Here is a 15671-nt window from a genome sequence, read left to right on the forward strand (position 1 = left end):
AACCCACAGTTGTTTCTGCAGTATAAACCAGTACCTTTTTTCGAAAGCTATTGGCCGTATAACTGAACGCAATTCGTACAGGTTTCTGGTAAAAACGAAGTCACTGTTTTTAAGTTAATGCCTAAACATCCTCTTTAACGAAACCGGTAGGTGGGGTAAGGCAACTAGCTGAGCCAGCAAGTCTGCATCGGCCTGATGGGTCAGTACGATCTGGGACACTGTTTGAATGGTAATGTCGGTGTTGGCGGCTTCGATTAAGGTAATCGCATCACTTGCCTGCACGGCACCGGGTTCAACGACTCGAAAATAAACGCCGGATCGTCCCTCCCGAGCGAAGTGACGAGTCATGCCGGGATCATCAAACCGAACGTTTAGTTTATAACAGGGGAACCGGGGCTGTACCGCCCGTAGTAGAGCTGACCCAACCCGAAACAGGTCGCCAATGCGTACCTCCGATTCAAGCAAGCCTTCTGTGGTTAGGTTCTCCCCGAATAAGCCGGGTGCCCAGTCATCGCGTTCGAGTTGGTGCTGCCAGTGCTCGTAATGCAACTTATCATAAGCATACACCGCCTTGTCCGGCCCGCCGTGCACCGATAGGTCAGCTTGCCCATCCCCAACGAAGTTGAGCGGCTCCAAATATACCGCCCCCTGTCTGGGCTGCTTGAAAATACCAGTAGTAATCGTTCGCCCAGCCCATTCAATAGAACGAGGTAGGCCTACATTGACCGAAAGGATATGCATGAGCAGCTTGATGGGCTAGGGATTGGCCAGTGGGATAGTACTGATACGGCGCTCGTGGGGTTGGATGGGGAGGTCGTTAATGCTGGCAAATCGTTTGCTCATCAAGCCATTTTGGTCGAACTCCCAAAGCTCATTGCCATAGCTTCGATACCATTGCCCGCTTCCATCATGCCACTCGTATTCGAACCGAACCGCTATCCGGTCCTCGCTAAAAGCCCATAATTCTTTCTTTAGTTTGTAGGCAAGTTCTGTTTCCCATTTACGGGTTAAAAACGCTTTCACCTCCGCTCGTCCGTTAATGAATTCGGTTCGATTGCGCCACTCCGTGTCCAGCGTGTACGCTAAACTAACTTTTTCAGGATCTTTGCCGTTCCAGGCATCTTCAGCCATCTGTACTTTTTGCAAAGCTGTGTCAAGTGTAAATGGCGGCAAGGGTGGCCGTAAGGCAGGATTGTAAGGAGGTTGAGCGAGTACCTCGTCCCACAGGGTGTCTCCACACGCTTCGATCACGAAAGGCCGACCGTCCTCGTCGAAGGGTGTACTAGAATCCGTTGTGTTCATGATTAGTTGGTTAAGTGGCTACCTGAGAAGTTGAGCCGGCACAAAGTTTGCCAAAAAGCCTAAGATAATTTAGATCAACTTGAGAAAGCAATTTGAGTTTCGTATGCTGCGGATTACAGTTGACAGTTGTTAAAATTTTCTAGAAAGAACTGGACGTTTTCGTGAACGATTTTTCAAATGGCATATTTAAGTATAATCGGCTGATTAATAGATAATAAGGATTAAATTAAATTTTTTGACCAGCCTTTTATTAGACGAGAAAAATATCAATACGAACGAAACCATTCGAATAAAGGCACAGACTCACTACGGTAACAGAATAGGAGTTCGCCTGCATTGCTTATTGTGTAGTCGAGTTGTGCTCTGAGTACATCCAAGTTATCGGCGCAGTCAAAAAAAATTATTTCCTCACTTTCAGGTTCTATAACGTGTGCTATATAATATCCACTAATGGATTTTTTGCGAGCGATGATGGCATGGAGACAACACATATAGTCCTGTCCATCTTCTTCTAGAAAAAGAAAGTATACATCCTGAAAATTACCCGACGTTGCCATTCTGGAAGGAGGCATTAACATAAAGACCCATGACACTACGTATAGTTTTTCTGACTATCGTCGTACCCTAACTAACCAGTTCCGATCATAACACGATCAAATTTTGACAGTGTCTAAATTCTACTTCTTACTTATTATCGGCAAATGTAATTCACGGGGTAATAGTAACACTAGGCTAATGCCCCCAATGAATTAAGTTGAAACAGTTAGAAAACAGGTTTTTAAAGCAACTGCGATTTGATCATAGTCCATAAGCACGGTCGGCTTTTTGATGTAACAATTTATTCCCTTCTTATACGCATCGGCCATTAGTGAAGGTTGATCACTCGTGGATAGCATGACCGCCGGGGTATGACACAAATCTGCGTGTAATCGAATGAAGGAGAGAATTTCTAATCCGTTAAGGCCGGGCATATTCATATCAAGTATCACTAAATGGATAGTACGTCCAGCCAATAAATCTAATGCTTCTTCCCCATTGCGGGCTTCAAGTACGCCTACTCCGACGAGGGTACGTTCAATAGCTAACCGAAGAAAATAGCGATCATCATCGTCGTCATCTGTTAGTAAAATGATGTTCTTTTCCATGTCTACGGGCTTACTGATACAAATACACTAGAAAGTGGTTTTTATCCTTGATTAACATCAACTCAATAGGCAAGTTTACCAACCGAATGGATTCAATTCTGATAGTCCCATTTTATAGAAGTCTATTAAATTAAGTATGGGCTTCCCAAAAGATAAATGATTAATGGTTTAATTACTCCTCGTAATTGAATTATCATTGATTTTTTAAAAAATCGGTTTAGGTAACAAGGAATAAACAACTTCGGAAATAACAAAATCATTATCTACTTTTTAAGTTGCATTCTATAAACGGGAAGCTACGTTTACAGGGTAGCCCATTACAATCATGTGGTTTAGATCACCTAATAATATTGTACCCTTAATGATTAACCCCTGATGGATACCAATGCCGATGGACAGTCTTTTATCGAGGTATTTTAGAAAATAGTTTTCATTTAGCTCTTTCAACTCAATTAAAGTACCGTATGCGGCTTCCACGGCCGATGAAGCACTTAAAGCCAAATCCTGATTTAATCCAAACACAGCATATATACCATCGCCAGCAATCTCAACTATCTAGTCCTGATGACGGGTAATGATTGACTGAATTACCGTAAATAATTTTCGAACGAAATGGACGACGTCAAACGCTAATTGAGTTTCCTCACATAGCAAGAAGTTGTTGATTCTTTTGCAGAGACCACAAATCAATTTATTGATGGGAAGCTATCCCAGGGAAACATATCAACCAGTATATCAGTATGATAGATAGATATTGTTTTTACACCAATAAAGTATTGTGCACTAACAATTTTGCCTTGTCGAATTCGGTAGAAATGCGTAAATGGAGCTACGTAGTTTTGGAACTGGTCTTTAAAATATAGCTTGCCAACGACGATAGCTCCAATGGGTGAACCAATGACTTCAGTGATCACCGGCTTCCAGTCTTTATAAGAAACCGCAAAGTGGTTATTATACCACGTATAAAAATCAGTTCCCTTATAAGTGCCCTTTACAGGATAGTCCTCACTCATTGTCCATGTACAATGAGGATGAACAAAATCAGGGCTTGGCTTAACAAGCCAATCACCAATAAATCGTGTATGAAGATCTTCCATTATTGACGTGATGGGAGTACCACAGAGAAGACGGATAAAGGCTGCGAGCAACTTCATATAGATAAAATATCAAAAATATAAATAATAAAAAAAGGCAACATCTCTTCTAATGGTTCTTCATTAAACCTACAATTGCCGTGCCACTAATAATCAATTGATCAACCTCAAACTTAATAGACTTTTTATTCGTTTAAACAGGCTTGTTTTTATATATGCAAACCAATTAGCTTGCTGCCGCCTTGTCTAATCTCTCCAAAAAAATACAAGTTAGTTAACACTATTTGGTGATTTTTGGAGCAATTCCTATTGAATATAGTTGAGTTTGTTTTATCGTAAACTGTAAGTCATTAAATCAGTTAGTATTTTAAGTCGATAACAATAATAAGTGGAAAATTAAAAACTCACATATAGTATTAGTTGCCCGTAGAAAGACGGAATGATTTATATACATTTAAGAAAGCTATAGCGGCTGGTATTGCTTGTAGGCACGCTACTATATAGGCTTTTGTAGTACACACTAAAATGAGGCCTGCTCCGAAACCGAAAAAACAAAAAAACAAAATGAGTGTGTAAGCAATTGTGTACTTTCCTATTTATACCAAGAACAATCCATAGATACCTGAAATTGACAAAAAAATAGATTATAAAAACCCTGATTAATAAAAAGATTTTTTAAGACTAATGCTTGAGTATAGTAATCTAATGTTATAGGATTATTTAATAAACTGATTAATGTGATGTAGACGAATGAGTTCATCCAACATACGGCTTCTAGTAAAAAAAATAGAGATGTGCAATGATCACAAAAATCAATGTACCTTTTTTAATAACTTTCATATTTAAAGCTAACGTAGCGTCAATTAATAGAACGAATGCGTTTTAAACGCATTCGTTCTATTAATTGAATGGTAATGATAAATTACAGGTTACTTTTTAGGTTGATAGACGAATTAAGCAGATTTTCACTTTTAGAATTACCAGTTACTGGTTTAGGTAATTGCTCAGAGGACGATTTAATAATCGCTTTTACTTCTGCCATATTTATGACGGGAAGAAACTTGGCGAAGCCAAGAAAAAGTGTAAAGAATAAACCGAACGAAAAAATAAAATCACTTATATCAAATAGGGTTGGGTGGAACATGGCCCAACTCGATGGCAGGAAATCGCGATGCAGTGACGTGGCTATAATCACAAACCGTTCAAACCACATACCAATATTCACTATAACGCACAGGACAAACGTCCACGCAATACTCCTTCGAATCGTTTTCGACCAGAAAAGCTGGGGCGTAATGACATTACAGGTCATCATCGCCCAATAGGCCCACCCATAGGGGCCTGTGGCCCGGTTTATGAAAGTATACGTTTCAAATTCATTGCCCGAGTACCAGGCAATGAAAAATTCTGTTATGTAAGCCACACCGACGATTGACCCAGTCAAAATTATTACCTGGTTCATGGAGTCAATGTGCTCCAGGGTAATGTAGTTCTCTAGCTTAAAAACAACCCGAATAATTAATACCAAATTTTGTACCATCGCAAAGCCAGAAAAGATGGCTCCTGCGACAAAGTAAGGGGGAAAGATGGTCGTATGCCATCCGGGAATGACTGAGGTGGCAAAGTCCATGCTCACGATGGTATGTACCGAAAGGACAAGGGGTGTGGAAAGGCCTGCCAGAATCAAACTCATGTATTCATACCGAGCCCAGGTTTTAGCAGATCCGTTCCAATCTAGCGCTAAGGCCCCATATAAGTAGCGCGATACGGGATGCGTAGTTCGATCCCGAATCGTTGCTAAATCCGGAATGAGTCCCATGTACCAGAAGACTAGGGAAACGGTAAAATAGGTACTGATGGCAAATACATCCCAAACTAGGGGAGACTTGAAATTAACCCAAAGGGAACCGAATGTATCAGGTAAGGGGAATACCCAATAAGCTAACCAGGGGCGTCCTAAGTGAAGCATGATGAACATCGCTGCACAAATAACAGCAAAAATGGTCATAGCTTCAGCGGCCCGGTTGACGGCCGTCCGCCATTTTTGACGAAACAATAATAAAATTGCCGAGATAAGAGTACCTGCGTGACCAATACCGACCCACCAAACAAAGTTGGTAATATCCCATGCCCAGCCGATGGTCTTATTGAGTCCCCAAACCCCTAATCCTTCCCACCACGTATAGAATACACAACTTGTTCCGTATAACAACACCACACCTGCCACCGTAATGGCGATTTTCCACTCCCGGGTGGGGGGACGTTCTACCTGTCGACTGACATCTTCCGTCACATCGGCATACGTTCCCCCCCCCGTCACAAGGGGTTTCCTGACAGTTGAAGTTATCGTCGACATGAAATAAGGGGAGTTGTGGATCGGTATTTAAACGGATCGAACCTGGTACGATAGGTTAGCTGAGCGGTCAGAAAACAGGCCTAAAGAGCAGTGGCCTTTTTATCCGAGCTTTCGATAATGTTTTTTAATTTGGCATCGAGTCCCAAACTCGTTTTGCTGATCAATTCATTCTCTAGCCGAGAAAATAAGGAGGACGGCTTTTCATAGTTGACAATGACCTTGCTTTCATCCGACTCGTAGACCAATACGCGGATAGGGGCATACAAACCAAGGCGCAAATCCATACTGATTATTTTGGCTGCCATTAGAAAGTTGCCGACGAAATACCGCTTTGCCTTCTTTGCCGGGCCGGTTAAACTCAATAAGTTGCCCAGGTCTTCCACGTTGAAAAGCACTAAACTTTCCTCCCCCAGCATCTTCTTAATCTCGGCTTCAACGACAACCGGATCATGGGCTGCTTTTTCTAAGGCTGACAGGTTAAATCGGCCCAGGGAGGCTTCCAGTTGCTGGGTAAAGGCCTCAAAGGTCGATTCCAGATTGACCGAAACAAGTATGGCTGAATAGTCTTTTTCCATGATTAGCAGTCATTAAGCCTGATTAGGGCGGTTTATTTATTCGTTAGAATTTCACCAATGGTACCATCGGCCAGTACCTGAGTAGTACACTTTAAGAGGAGAATCCCATTGACCTGGTGACACTACTTTACTAGTAGGTGGGGGCTTTAGAGCTCAGTAATTTTCGAATAGCGGCTACATTAGAAAACAGGGCTAAAGGCACCAGACAGGTAGGTAATAACACAAACGGGAAATAGCCAAGCCCAATATTTGGTTGTTCAAAGCCAAATTGTTGAAAGCGTACCGGTAATGACAGAAGGGCATTCGATACAACGTTGATCAGCAACGCCAGACAAAGGAAATTCCAGCCCAGTAAGATCGATTTATTGAGGTTCTTTTTCACAAAGCCAAAATAATAAACGAATGGCGCAGAAAGCCCGGATATAATGTCAAAATTCCTGCCTTCAAAGCTCATTGCTTCAGGAATTAATTTATGCACAACCAACCAGAATAGTACCAGTTCGACGGGTACTCTGATCACATGGAAAATAGTCAGTGCGCCCAGGTCTAGTTTGTCAATAAATAGCTTCCCCTGCTTTGTTAAAAATAGCCCTATAATGAAGATTAATGGGGGAAGGATTAAGAGCGGAAAACGAGCAGACGCTGAATCTTCGGCATGATAAAATCCGGTACTACTAAGAAGGGATTGTATGACTATCCAGGCACTGATCAGGATTAAAACCGTTCGAGAATAGTGAGTGGCTCTAAGAAATAGCCAGACCGCAGCAATAACGGTAGCGCCAAACGTTAAGGAAACATAAAGTGGTAAATTGTTCATGGCTTCGTTTAGTTTGTACCTAGTTCATTGCGTCAAAAACCCACGCCTGCAAAGGAGTTTGCAGCGGAAAATCACCAAAGTGTTTGCTTAATTCGTCTGCTAAGGCAGTTTGAATTTGGGGCAGGAGCGATGGATTTTTCTGCTGGATGACCATCGCGATTGGAAGCCCATGAATGAATCCTTTTGCGGCCAGGGCTGCACTTTCTATTTTGCTGGTTATGTTAACCGCATCAGCTCTGGGCTGTTTAAAGCCTGCCAAGTCCAAAAGATGCAGTACTTCCGCCTTATCACTCATGGAGAAGGGACCCTGTTCCAGAGTTATGGGACTGATACCAATAAACGAGCTAACGATCGAATTGGTAATGTTCCAGACGGGGTTATCAGCGAGGTTGCCCCATGTGTTGAAAATCAACTTTCCACCCCTTGCTAATACGCGACGAATTTCTATCAGCGTTTGCAGCTTATCGGGTGCAAACATTAATCCATATTGACTTATAACCAGGTCGAAGTGGCCATCCGGGTAGGGGATGCTCGACATATCAACTGTTGCCCATGTTAGATTGGGCGATGCTATTTTTTCCTGGGCGACGGCGATCATATCCGGATTCAGATCGGTCGCCACCAGTTGAGTAGTCGTCGGGAAATACGCAGCCAGGTGTTTGGTTACCCGACCCGTTCCACAGGCTAGTTCTAACACATTACCTGCCGAAGAGGGATCAATCCGATCGACTAAATCAAGCGCATAGGGCTCAAATAAGAAGGGTCCCAGGTAATCGTCATACTGCTGGGGTACCGAGCCGTTAAAAGTAATTGGGTTCTTGCTCATGTTCTTGACAAGGAGTTAAATCCTGTTTTTCATTTTATTAATTTCGATGTAAAGCAACCGCCAATACAGCTTTTTACACTTGGCAAATGGCAAGAAATGAGACAGGCTTTTACTTTTTTTTAAATTCTTTGCGTATTCTGCTCAGTGATGTATCGGTAATCCCCAGATAAGAAGCAATGTGTTTCAAGGGGGCATGTTGAAGAATTTCCGGATTCGTACTCATTAAGTCCTCATATCGTTCTTCGGCCGATTTGGTAATTAAATCCAGGGTTCGTTGCTTGTATTCAACAAATCCTTTTACCAACATGAATCGGCCAAATTCCCGAAATTCGGGAATAGAGTGAAAGAGCATATTTAATTTGTCAAATGACAGCGTATAGCCAGTACAATCCGTCACGGCCTGGATGTTTTCAGCCGAAATACTGTGTGTGAAAAAAGAGGCTGCTTCAAACACCATATTATTTTCAGGATAGAAATACGTAGTTATTTCATTGCCGTCGATATCATGACTAAAGGCACGCATTAACCCACTGTCCAGAAACATATAGTCAATGCTATAATTTCCTGCTTTGAGGAAGTAATCATTTTTTGAGAATTTTCTGCCGTCAAAATGGTCGGCGATGGTTTCGATTACTGGCCTGGATGCTGGGGAGTTTTGCTGAAGGAAGGTATGCAGGGAGTCCTTTTTCATTCGCTTGGTTTGATTTATGTAGACTGAAAGATAGTCTACTAATGCGGTTGTTTTTGCCAACGCCCCGTGCCGAATTCGTCAATGCTCCGATAGAATAACCGTATTCTTGGACGTACTTCGGATAACGATCAGAATTAAGGGCATAGCTACTAGAAAGAGTACACCCACCCCAAAATAGGCATCCAGATACCCTAATACCGTAGCCTGACGGTTAACGACCTGATCCAGCAGGTGGTAACTTTGCTGAATAGAAGTTAGCTCTGTAGCGCCTTGTGCATTGAACCGGTGTCCAACGGCTGATAACCAAAGTGATGTTTCCGGATCATTTGGGGTTAAGTTAGCCACCAAATCTCCCCGGTGTTGGGCGACGCGGTTGGCCAAATAGGTATTCACGCCAGAAATACCAAACGATCCACCCAATTGACGCATCATGTTATTAAAAGCCGCCCCCTGGGGAATTTCGACTTCGCTGAGGCCCGAGACTGCCAAACTGGTTAATGGCACAGTCAGTAACGCCAGACCTATACCTCGAAAAATAAGCGGCAGGTAAAAATCATTTTTACCAACATCGGGGCCCAAGTGGCTCATTTGCCAGCTAAACGTTATAAATGACAGAAAGCCAGCGATGATAATTAGTTGGTTGGGTACGCCTGCCTGCAAAAGCCGGGCTGTTATTATCAAGGCAACAATAGCAACAATGGCTCCTGGTAGTAGTAATAGTCCAGTCGTCAGTGTTGGAAACCCCAAAAGACGTTGCGCGAATACAGGGGTAAGGTATACACTGGTAAATAGACCCAACCCGGTAACAAACGTTAAAATAGACGCTACCACCAGGCTTGGACTGCGGAGTACGCGTAAATTGACAATTGGATTAGTGATTCGTAATTCCCACCAGATAAAACTGATTATACCAACTATAGCCGTTAGAGTGAGATAAATGATGTAGTTCGTGTCAAACCAATCCTCCTGTTCACCTCGTTCCAAAACCACTTGCAAGGAACCAATGCCAACAATAAGCAGCAGCAATCCCGTATAATCGATGTGCTTAATTTTCTGGCTTTCTTTCGGGTTCTTCACCAGAAAAATCGAGCCGATTAGTACAGCCAGACCGATAGGAACATTGACTAAAAAAATCCAGTGCCAACTGGTCACATCGAGTATGTAGCCTCCTAATGTTGGACCAATAGTTGGGCCAGTAAATACGCCTACGCCAAATAAGGCAGCTGCCGTTGAGCGTTTTTCAATCGGAAATGACTCGAAGACAATGACCTGAGAAGTGGATAGTAACGCCCCACCGCCAATCCCCTGAATGAAGCGAAAAATAACTAACATCCAGATATTGGTCGATAAACCACACAATAAAGAAGCTACGGTAAACAGGGCTACTGAACCAATAAAATAAGTCCGACGCCCTACTAATGCGGCCAGGAAACCCGTCATGGGTATTACAATGACATTAGCTATAGCATACGAGGTAATGACCCAGGCGGTATCTTCCAAAGTGGCCCCCAGATTGCCACTCATGTGCGATAAAGCAACATTGACAATCGACGTATCAATTAATTCCATTACAGCCGCAGCAATAACTGTGATCGTTAATAAAACCAATCGGATGGTGCTCATAATCAAATACTATAGGTCTTGTAATAGATAGCAAGCGTGTATCACTATTGGTAACTGGGGATAGTTAAGCGAAAGCAACCTGGAGAGTAGTCGTCTTCACGTAATTGTCCAGCCAGCTTTGCGCTTCATTCAGATTCGAATCAACATCGATAAGGGTAAGTTGATACTATTTGGAAGAGCCTGCTAACTATGATTGAGTTTTTGACCCTGATCATAGTTAGTAAATCAGGCTTTTTGTTTCTAACGATCATGTGTATACGTAAGTAAATTTGTACTGCAATTACTGGCCAATCTCCAGCAGAAAACGAGTCACTTCGGCGGGATGAGCAAGATGGGCCGTGTGACTGCTGGCAATATCGTACTCCTTTTGCACGCCGGCCGCAGCCACCATCCGCTTCTGCAAACTCAGACTCACCACATGATCCTGCAAGGTGTGCAGGTAATATTTGGGCACCTTGCCAAAGTTAGCTGCCGTGAGCACGGCCGGATTCGTAAAGGGAATCGCGGGTTCAGGCCGGTAGTTATCGATGATCAGCTTCTGCACCTCAGCCGATCCGTCCTGGATGAAGATCGGCGCTAAATTTGGGGTTTCGATTCCTAATAAAAGATTATCAGTGGTTGGTCTAAGGGCGGGTCCTAACTGGGCATCAGCATCGGTGTTGGCCAGGTCCAGCAGGCTCTGCCCGTTGGCGGGCAGAAAGGCTCCCAGGTACACCAGTTTGTCGATACGGGTGGGCAGTTTTTCGGCAGCTACGCTAATAACCATGCCCCCCAGGCTGTGGCCCACCAGGATGACGTTGCCTGACAGAGAGTTGATGGTACTGATGACTTTATCCCGGTAAACGTCCAGGGTTAGGTTCTGGGGTGGGGTATTGTCCGCACCGTGGCCGGGCAGTTCAACGAGGACGACTTTTTGCCCTTTTTGTTCAAGCTGTTTTTTCACGATTTGCCAGGCGAAGGGAGCTTGCCAGGCCCCGTGTACGAGTACAAAAGTTTTGGGTGTCGGAGCACTGGATTCTACAGTGGTAGTCATAGCCAAGATTATTGGTAAAGCGGCTGCTAGTGAAAAAAGAATGGTCTGTTTCATTGGAAAATCAGGTTTGTGTTAATTGATAAAACATGAACTTTTAATGCGTTTGGTCAATGAAGATGAATTCGACGTACCAATGGCGCATTTCCTGGGATGGTACGAAAATTAATGAGGGCTTAAAGCACGCTAGTGTGTTTGCTGACAAGCCCTATGTTTTGGTTTCCATTACAAGGTCAACTACCTATTAGTTTTCAGCAGATTTCCGATGGTACGGTAATGAAGATTCTCATGAAACAAAAGAAATTGCAGGACGGCTCCGTTGATTACGTTTGACGAACCATCTACCTGTGCTTCTGCAACTGTCAACTCAGCAGCAGCTTGTTTTTTAAAATAAGTAACCGTATCAAGTAAGGCCTGTCTTATTGAGGTAATTTCCTCAGCAGTATACGACTGCTCAGGCTTTGTACCTCGTTTAAAACGGGTAATGTCAAACGCATGAGCAGGCGGTAAGAAATTCGAATTTTTATAAAGAATGCTTTCGCTCACGGCAAGCATATGACCCAGGTTCCAGATGATATTATTATTGAAGCCTGGCGGAATGAAATTATAGTGTTCTAAACTGAGATTTTTAGTTTTCTCAATTAGGGAATTTCGTTTTTCTTCTAATTCATTCAGGTATTGATCCATGATGGGTTTACTCGTGCCAACGATCCTATGGTTTAATCATCTCAGGAAGGATTTTCCAACTAGGTGGTACTAGTAGGTCACCCATAAAAGGAACTGTTTTACGCCCTTTTCTTACAGCAGTTAGACCTTATGCAAAAGCAGCTTTATGCTTACTGATGAACTCCACCATAGACATCGGCTTCTGCCCGCTCAACGTTTCTACCAGGTCGTTCATACCAGCTTCCCGTCCCTCCTTGAGATCTTGGCCTAAAGATGACACGTGTTGTAAGAAATAAGGACTTGCTTTCATTGACTTTTTGACAATATCCACGAACGTTTCCGTATCTATCGGAACATATGTAATCTCCCTTTCCAACACCGTGGAGAATAAGTCTGCTATCTGGCTCATGGTTAAGATCTGTGTACCAAACAGATCGTACCGTTTTCCGGCGTGAGGGGCAGAATCGGCCAATACTGCTGCGACTACGCGACCAATATCTTCCGTAGCAATTGGCGCGAAACGGGCATCTCCAAAAGGCAGGTAAAACTTACTGTCTGATTTGATTATTGACGCCTGATACACAAACCATTCGGCAAATAAGGTGGGACGAAGGTGGGTAACCGGCACTCCTGAACGGTCGAAAACACGCTCAGCAATCCAGTGGTTCTGGGCACCATGACTTCGAACATTACGGTGAGCGCCAAACTGGGAAAGGTTTACGATGGCATCAACCCCATTTTCCAGGGCAGCCTGAGCAAAATAAGTAGTCGCTTCAATAATACCCGCCACTTGTATTGGGTACACGAAAAAAGCGCTGGAAATTCCTTTAAGTGCGGAAGAAACTGATTCAAAGTCTGACAAATCACCCTCGATTACTTCTACACCCAATGCGCTTAAAGCCGCTGAGCGCTCATCCATCTTATGCACAATCGCCCTGACCGGTACGTTCATGCTTAGCAGTTGCTTAACGGCATACCCCCCGGTGTTTCCAGTAGCGCCGGTTACTAAAACTTGCTTATTCATAGTTTGAGTATTATTTGAGTAGACCAATTTTATAGGCTGATCAAAAAGCTAAAAAAAGTATCTATCTAAAAAGAGCAATATTCTTTTTTATATAAGCTTTCATAGTAAGGGGTTTCTGTCCCGTGATCTTTTCTACATTGTCATTGATACCGCCTGAGAGACCGTTCCGGAAGTCCTGTGCTATTCCTGCGATATGCTGCACAAAATAGGGGTCAGAAAATTGCGCTAACATCTGCCCATACGCATCAATTTCCATCGGAATATAGGTGATCTTTCTGCCAAGTATTTCAGTCAGTAAGTCCGCTACCTGTTGCTGGGTCATTTCCTCTGCGCCAGAAAGCTCGAAGGTTTTCCCGGCATAATCATTTGGATTAGCTAAGATGGTAGCAATTACCCTGCCCGTATCCTCCCCTGCAATGGAAGCATAGGAAGCATTCCCAAATGGAGAAAGGAGCCTGTTATTCCCCTTTATCTCCCTGGCAAAATAAGCAAGCCATTCGGCAAAAAGGGTAGGTCGAAGATGAGTAACCGATAGTCCTGAATGGTCCAGTAAGCGCTCAGCCAGCCAATGATTTTGTGCACCGTGACTGGGTGATTCTCTTCTTGCAGTTATTTGGGACATATTTACTACATGACTTACTTTTTCCTCTAAGGCTGCCTGTATGAAATAGGCAGTTGCCTCAATAAGGCCGGGTGCCTGGATTGTGTAAACAAAATAGGCGGCTGAGATCCCTTTCAGTGCGGCACTAACGGAGTTAAAATCAGTAAGATCACCCTCCACTACTTCTACACCCAGCGCAGTCAATTGGGCTGAACGTTCATCCAGTTTATGAACCAATGCTCTAACCGGTATCTTTAGCTCAAGTAGCCGGGCAATGGCATTTTCTCCAGTAACTCCGGTAGCACCTGTGATTAAAACTTTAGCGTCCATAATAACAAAGGATTTGATATGTTTTAGATCGTTTTAGTGATTTTACCTAAGGTCATTAGTCCCAATAACAGATAGAATAGGTGTTAGCCAATAACTATAATTACCAAGTTCGTGCCATAAATAAAATGAACTTAATTTCTTGTATTTAATAATTTATATCATTGATAATGAATATGTTGACTAAAAAAAACGGTTTACCCCACTTGGAAATAGAATTCCTATTTTTGGGGTTATTTGGGGTGTTTTCGGTTTTTTTGAGATAAAATCGAACGGTGTTTATATCTGTTAAGGCCAACCAGACACATTATAAATTCAATTAGCCAAACTACCTTAAAGGAGTTTTGCGAAACAGATCACTTGGGCTAGTTTTACTATACAATTTGTAAGTCAGTGAGTAAAGGGGAAAAAACAAAGCAAATGATCATTGAAACGGCCGCTCCGCTGTTTAATGAAAAAGGGTTAGCTGCTACGTCGATTAAGGATGTCCTGAAAGCCACGAAAGTGGCTAAAGGTTGCTTATACGGCCACTTTGAAAATAAGGACGTCCTTACTTACGCCATCGTCGATTACCTCCTACAGATTGTTATTGATTTATCATTTGCCGCTGTTACAAAAGAGACCAGCGCCAAAGACAAGCTGTTTGCTTATCTGGATATATACAGTAATCCTATCAATCCAACCAGTGCTAGTGGGTGTCCCATCATGAATTTTGGCGCTGAAGCGGATAGTAATAATGAGGTTGTCCAACAAAAAATTAAGCAGGCAATTCAAAAACTGATCGGGCTTTTTGCTGATACGATCAGGAAGGGAATTGCGGACGAAGAATTCTCAGAGCAGTTAAATCCAGATGAGTTTGCCTTGAAATTATTTACGATGATTGAAGGCGGAATAGTTATTTCCAGAGTCATGAATAATCATGAAACCCTGGTCTCATTAATCGACATGCTGAAACGAGAAATTAATTCTTATTCAATTTCCTAATACTTTTCTACTCAAAGAAGCTGTTTAGGATTATTTTTTCATTTTGTTTTACCGGCACGGGCCGCCCCGCCTAAATCCCCTAAAGGGTAGGGCTGTTAAGTTCTGTCTTCTTTACCCCCCGCCCCGTAATGACGGCCCGGCCTGAAGGGGGAGCACTCTGTCGTGGATTTCCTCCCCCTTCAGGCCGGGCCGTCGTTACGGGGCGGGGGGTATTTAAAGAGCTGGGTTCACTGAAATAAATTGAGAACTTAACAGCCCTGCCCTGAAGGGGACTTTATCCAAGAGTGAGCAAAGTCTGTACGCGCATCCGTATAGATTTATTAAAAACCAAAAAATCCAACAAAACCTGAAGTTGTGCAGATTTTGGTAAAGTTTTGTTAACTACCGAGCACAAACATAAAAGCAAGATTTTCTGTTAATGCACTAATAATGAGTGAATTATCTATTTGTTGGTGTTAATAATCGGGGGGGCTATTAAGTATACCAGGCTTGGCATGCGTCTTGTTACTGGGTTACTTAGACAACCATTTCGAGTAACCAGATTCCGCTATGACTCCCCTGGCACAAACCATTCGCTCAATTTATCAGTCACTCGAGGAAGGGAAGATCG

At 43.0% G+C, this 15671-nt stretch carries 16 protein-coding genes; 1 reads left to right on the forward strand and 15 read right to left on the reverse strand.

Annotated elements, in window-relative coordinates:
• Window positions 1–114: 114 nt before the first annotated feature.
• The 15 genes from ACYVAM_RS28615 to ACYVAM_RS28685 all read right to left on the reverse strand — a co-directional run bounded on the left by ACYVAM_RS28615 (window position 115) and on the right by ACYVAM_RS28685 (window position 14080).
• A complete protein-coding gene (locus ACYVAM_RS28615; protein WP_461073549.1) occupies window positions 115–741 on the reverse strand; it encodes an MOSC domain-containing protein in 627 nt (208 codons plus the stop codon).
• Between the two features lie 15 nt (window positions 742–756).
• The gene (locus ACYVAM_RS28620) at window positions 757–1302 is read right to left on the reverse strand and encodes a nuclear transport factor 2 family protein (protein ID WP_461073551.1); all 546 of its coding nucleotides are present in this window, start codon (window positions 1300–1302) and stop codon (window positions 757–759) included.
• Between the two features lie 749 nt (window positions 1303–2051).
• Entirely contained in the window at window positions 2052–2447 is a 396-nt protein-coding gene (locus ACYVAM_RS28625; protein ID WP_461073553.1) for a response regulator, read from the reverse strand.
• Between the two features lie 282 nt (window positions 2448–2729).
• The gene (locus ACYVAM_RS28630) at window positions 2730–3002 is read right to left on the reverse strand and encodes an adenylate/guanylate cyclase domain-containing protein (protein WP_461073578.1); all 273 of its coding nucleotides are present in this window, start codon (window positions 3000–3002) and stop codon (window positions 2730–2732) included.
• Window positions 3003–3133: 131 nt separating this feature from the next.
• Window positions 3134–3544, reverse strand: a complete 411-nt coding sequence (locus ACYVAM_RS28635) for a nuclear transport factor 2-like protein (protein WP_461073555.1) — start codon at window positions 3542–3544, stop codon at window positions 3134–3136.
• A 919-nt stretch (window positions 3545–4463) separates the two neighbouring features.
• On the reverse strand, window positions 4464–5897 hold the full coding sequence (nrfD, locus tag ACYVAM_RS28640) for an NrfD/PsrC family molybdoenzyme membrane anchor subunit (protein WP_461073557.1): 1434 nt from the start codon (window positions 5895–5897) through the stop codon (window positions 4464–4466).
• Window positions 5898–5977: 80 nt separating this feature from the next.
• On the reverse strand, window positions 5978–6472 hold the full coding sequence (locus ACYVAM_RS28645) for a DUF302 domain-containing protein (protein ID WP_461073559.1): 495 nt from the start codon (window positions 6470–6472) through the stop codon (window positions 5978–5980).
• Between the two features lie 130 nt (window positions 6473–6602).
• Window positions 6603–7289 carry a hypothetical protein gene (locus ACYVAM_RS28650; RefSeq protein ID WP_461073561.1) on the reverse strand — a complete coding sequence of 229 codons (687 nt, stop codon included), beginning with the start codon at window positions 7287–7289 and terminating at the stop codon, window positions 6603–6605.
• Between the two features lie 19 nt (window positions 7290–7308).
• Entirely contained in the window at window positions 7309–8115 is an 807-nt protein-coding gene (locus tag ACYVAM_RS28655; RefSeq protein WP_461073563.1) for a class I SAM-dependent methyltransferase, read from the reverse strand.
• Window positions 8116–8224: 109 nt separating this feature from the next.
• The gene (locus tag ACYVAM_RS28660; RefSeq protein WP_461073565.1) at window positions 8225–8866 is read right to left on the reverse strand and encodes a Crp/Fnr family transcriptional regulator; all 642 of its coding nucleotides are present in this window, start codon (window positions 8864–8866) and stop codon (window positions 8225–8227) included.
• 18 nt (window positions 8867–8884) lie between these two features.
• Window positions 8885–10429, reverse strand: coding sequence for a DHA2 family efflux MFS transporter permease subunit (locus ACYVAM_RS28665; protein ID WP_461073567.1), 1545 nt, complete (start codon window positions 10427–10429; stop codon window positions 8885–8887).
• A gap of 280 nt (window positions 10430–10709) precedes the next feature.
• On the reverse strand, window positions 10710–11462 hold the full coding sequence (locus ACYVAM_RS28670; protein WP_461073569.1) for an alpha/beta fold hydrolase: 753 nt from the start codon (window positions 11460–11462) through the stop codon (window positions 10710–10712).
• A 234-nt stretch (window positions 11463–11696) separates the two neighbouring features.
• Window positions 11697–12146 (reverse strand): DinB family protein, encoded by a 450-nt coding sequence (locus ACYVAM_RS28675; protein WP_461073570.1) that lies wholly within the window; start codon window positions 12144–12146, stop codon window positions 11697–11699.
• A 127-nt stretch (window positions 12147–12273) separates the two neighbouring features.
• Window positions 12274–13149: an NmrA family NAD(P)-binding protein gene (locus ACYVAM_RS28680; protein WP_461073572.1), complete on the reverse strand. Its 876-nt coding sequence runs from the start codon at window positions 13147–13149 to the stop codon at window positions 12274–12276.
• Window positions 13150–13210: 61 nt separating this feature from the next.
• Window positions 13211–14080 carry an NmrA family NAD(P)-binding protein gene (locus ACYVAM_RS28685; protein WP_461073574.1) on the reverse strand — a complete coding sequence of 290 codons (870 nt, stop codon included), beginning with the start codon at window positions 14078–14080 and terminating at the stop codon, window positions 13211–13213.
• A 390-nt stretch (window positions 14081–14470) separates the two neighbouring features.
• Here ACYVAM_RS28685 and ACYVAM_RS28690 point away from each other — a divergent pair, with 390 nt between their 5' ends.
• The gene (locus ACYVAM_RS28690; RefSeq protein ID WP_461073576.1) at window positions 14471–15061 is read left to right on the forward strand and encodes a TetR/AcrR family transcriptional regulator; all 591 of its coding nucleotides are present in this window, start codon (window positions 14471–14473) and stop codon (window positions 15059–15061) included.
• Window positions 15062–15671: the final 610 nt, after the last annotated feature.

The sequence above is a fragment of the Spirosoma horti genome, assembly GCF_054776595.1.

Excerpts from the sequence above, each read along its gene's own strand:
- ACYVAM_RS28615 (WP_461073549.1), bottom strand. The coding sequence starts at position 741 with ATGCATATCCTTTCGGTCAATGTAGGCCTACCTCGTTCTATTGAATGG.
- ACYVAM_RS28620 (WP_461073551.1), bottom strand. The coding sequence starts at position 1,302 with ATGAACACAACGGATTCTAGTACACCCTTCGACGAGGACGGTCGGCCT.
- ACYVAM_RS28625 (WP_461073553.1), bottom strand. The coding sequence starts at position 2,447 with ATGGAAAAGAACATCATTTTACTAACAGATGACGACGATGATGATCGC.
- ACYVAM_RS28635 (WP_461073555.1), bottom strand. The coding sequence starts at position 3,544 with ATGGAAGATCTTCATACACGATTTATTGGTGATTGGCTTGTTAAGCCA.
- nrfD (WP_461073557.1), bottom strand. The coding sequence starts at position 5,897 with ATGTCGACGATAACTTCAACTGTCAGGAAACCCCTTGTGACGGGGGGG.
- ACYVAM_RS28645 (WP_461073559.1), bottom strand. The coding sequence starts at position 6,472 with ATGGAAAAAGACTATTCAGCCATACTTGTTTCGGTCAATCTGGAATCG.
- ACYVAM_RS28650 (WP_461073561.1), bottom strand. The coding sequence starts at position 7,289 with ATGAACAATTTACCACTTTATGTTTCCTTAACGTTTGGCGCTACCGTT.
- ACYVAM_RS28655 (WP_461073563.1), bottom strand. The coding sequence starts at position 8,115 with ATGAGCAAGAACCCAATTACTTTTAACGGCTCGGTACCCCAGCAGTAT.
- ACYVAM_RS28665 (WP_461073567.1), bottom strand. The coding sequence starts at position 10,429 with ATGAGCACCATCCGATTGGTTTTATTAACGATCACAGTTATTGCTGCG.
- ACYVAM_RS28670 (WP_461073569.1), bottom strand. The coding sequence starts at position 11,462 with ATGACTACCACTGTAGAATCCAGTGCTCCGACACCCAAAACTTTTGTA.
- ACYVAM_RS28675 (WP_461073570.1), bottom strand. The coding sequence starts at position 12,146 with ATGGATCAATACCTGAATGAATTAGAAGAAAAACGAAATTCCCTAATT.
- ACYVAM_RS28680 (WP_461073572.1), bottom strand. The coding sequence starts at position 13,149 with ATGAATAAGCAAGTTTTAGTAACCGGCGCTACTGGAAACACCGGGGGG.
- ACYVAM_RS28685 (WP_461073574.1), bottom strand. The coding sequence starts at position 14,080 with ATGGACGCTAAAGTTTTAATCACAGGTGCTACCGGAGTTACTGGAGAA.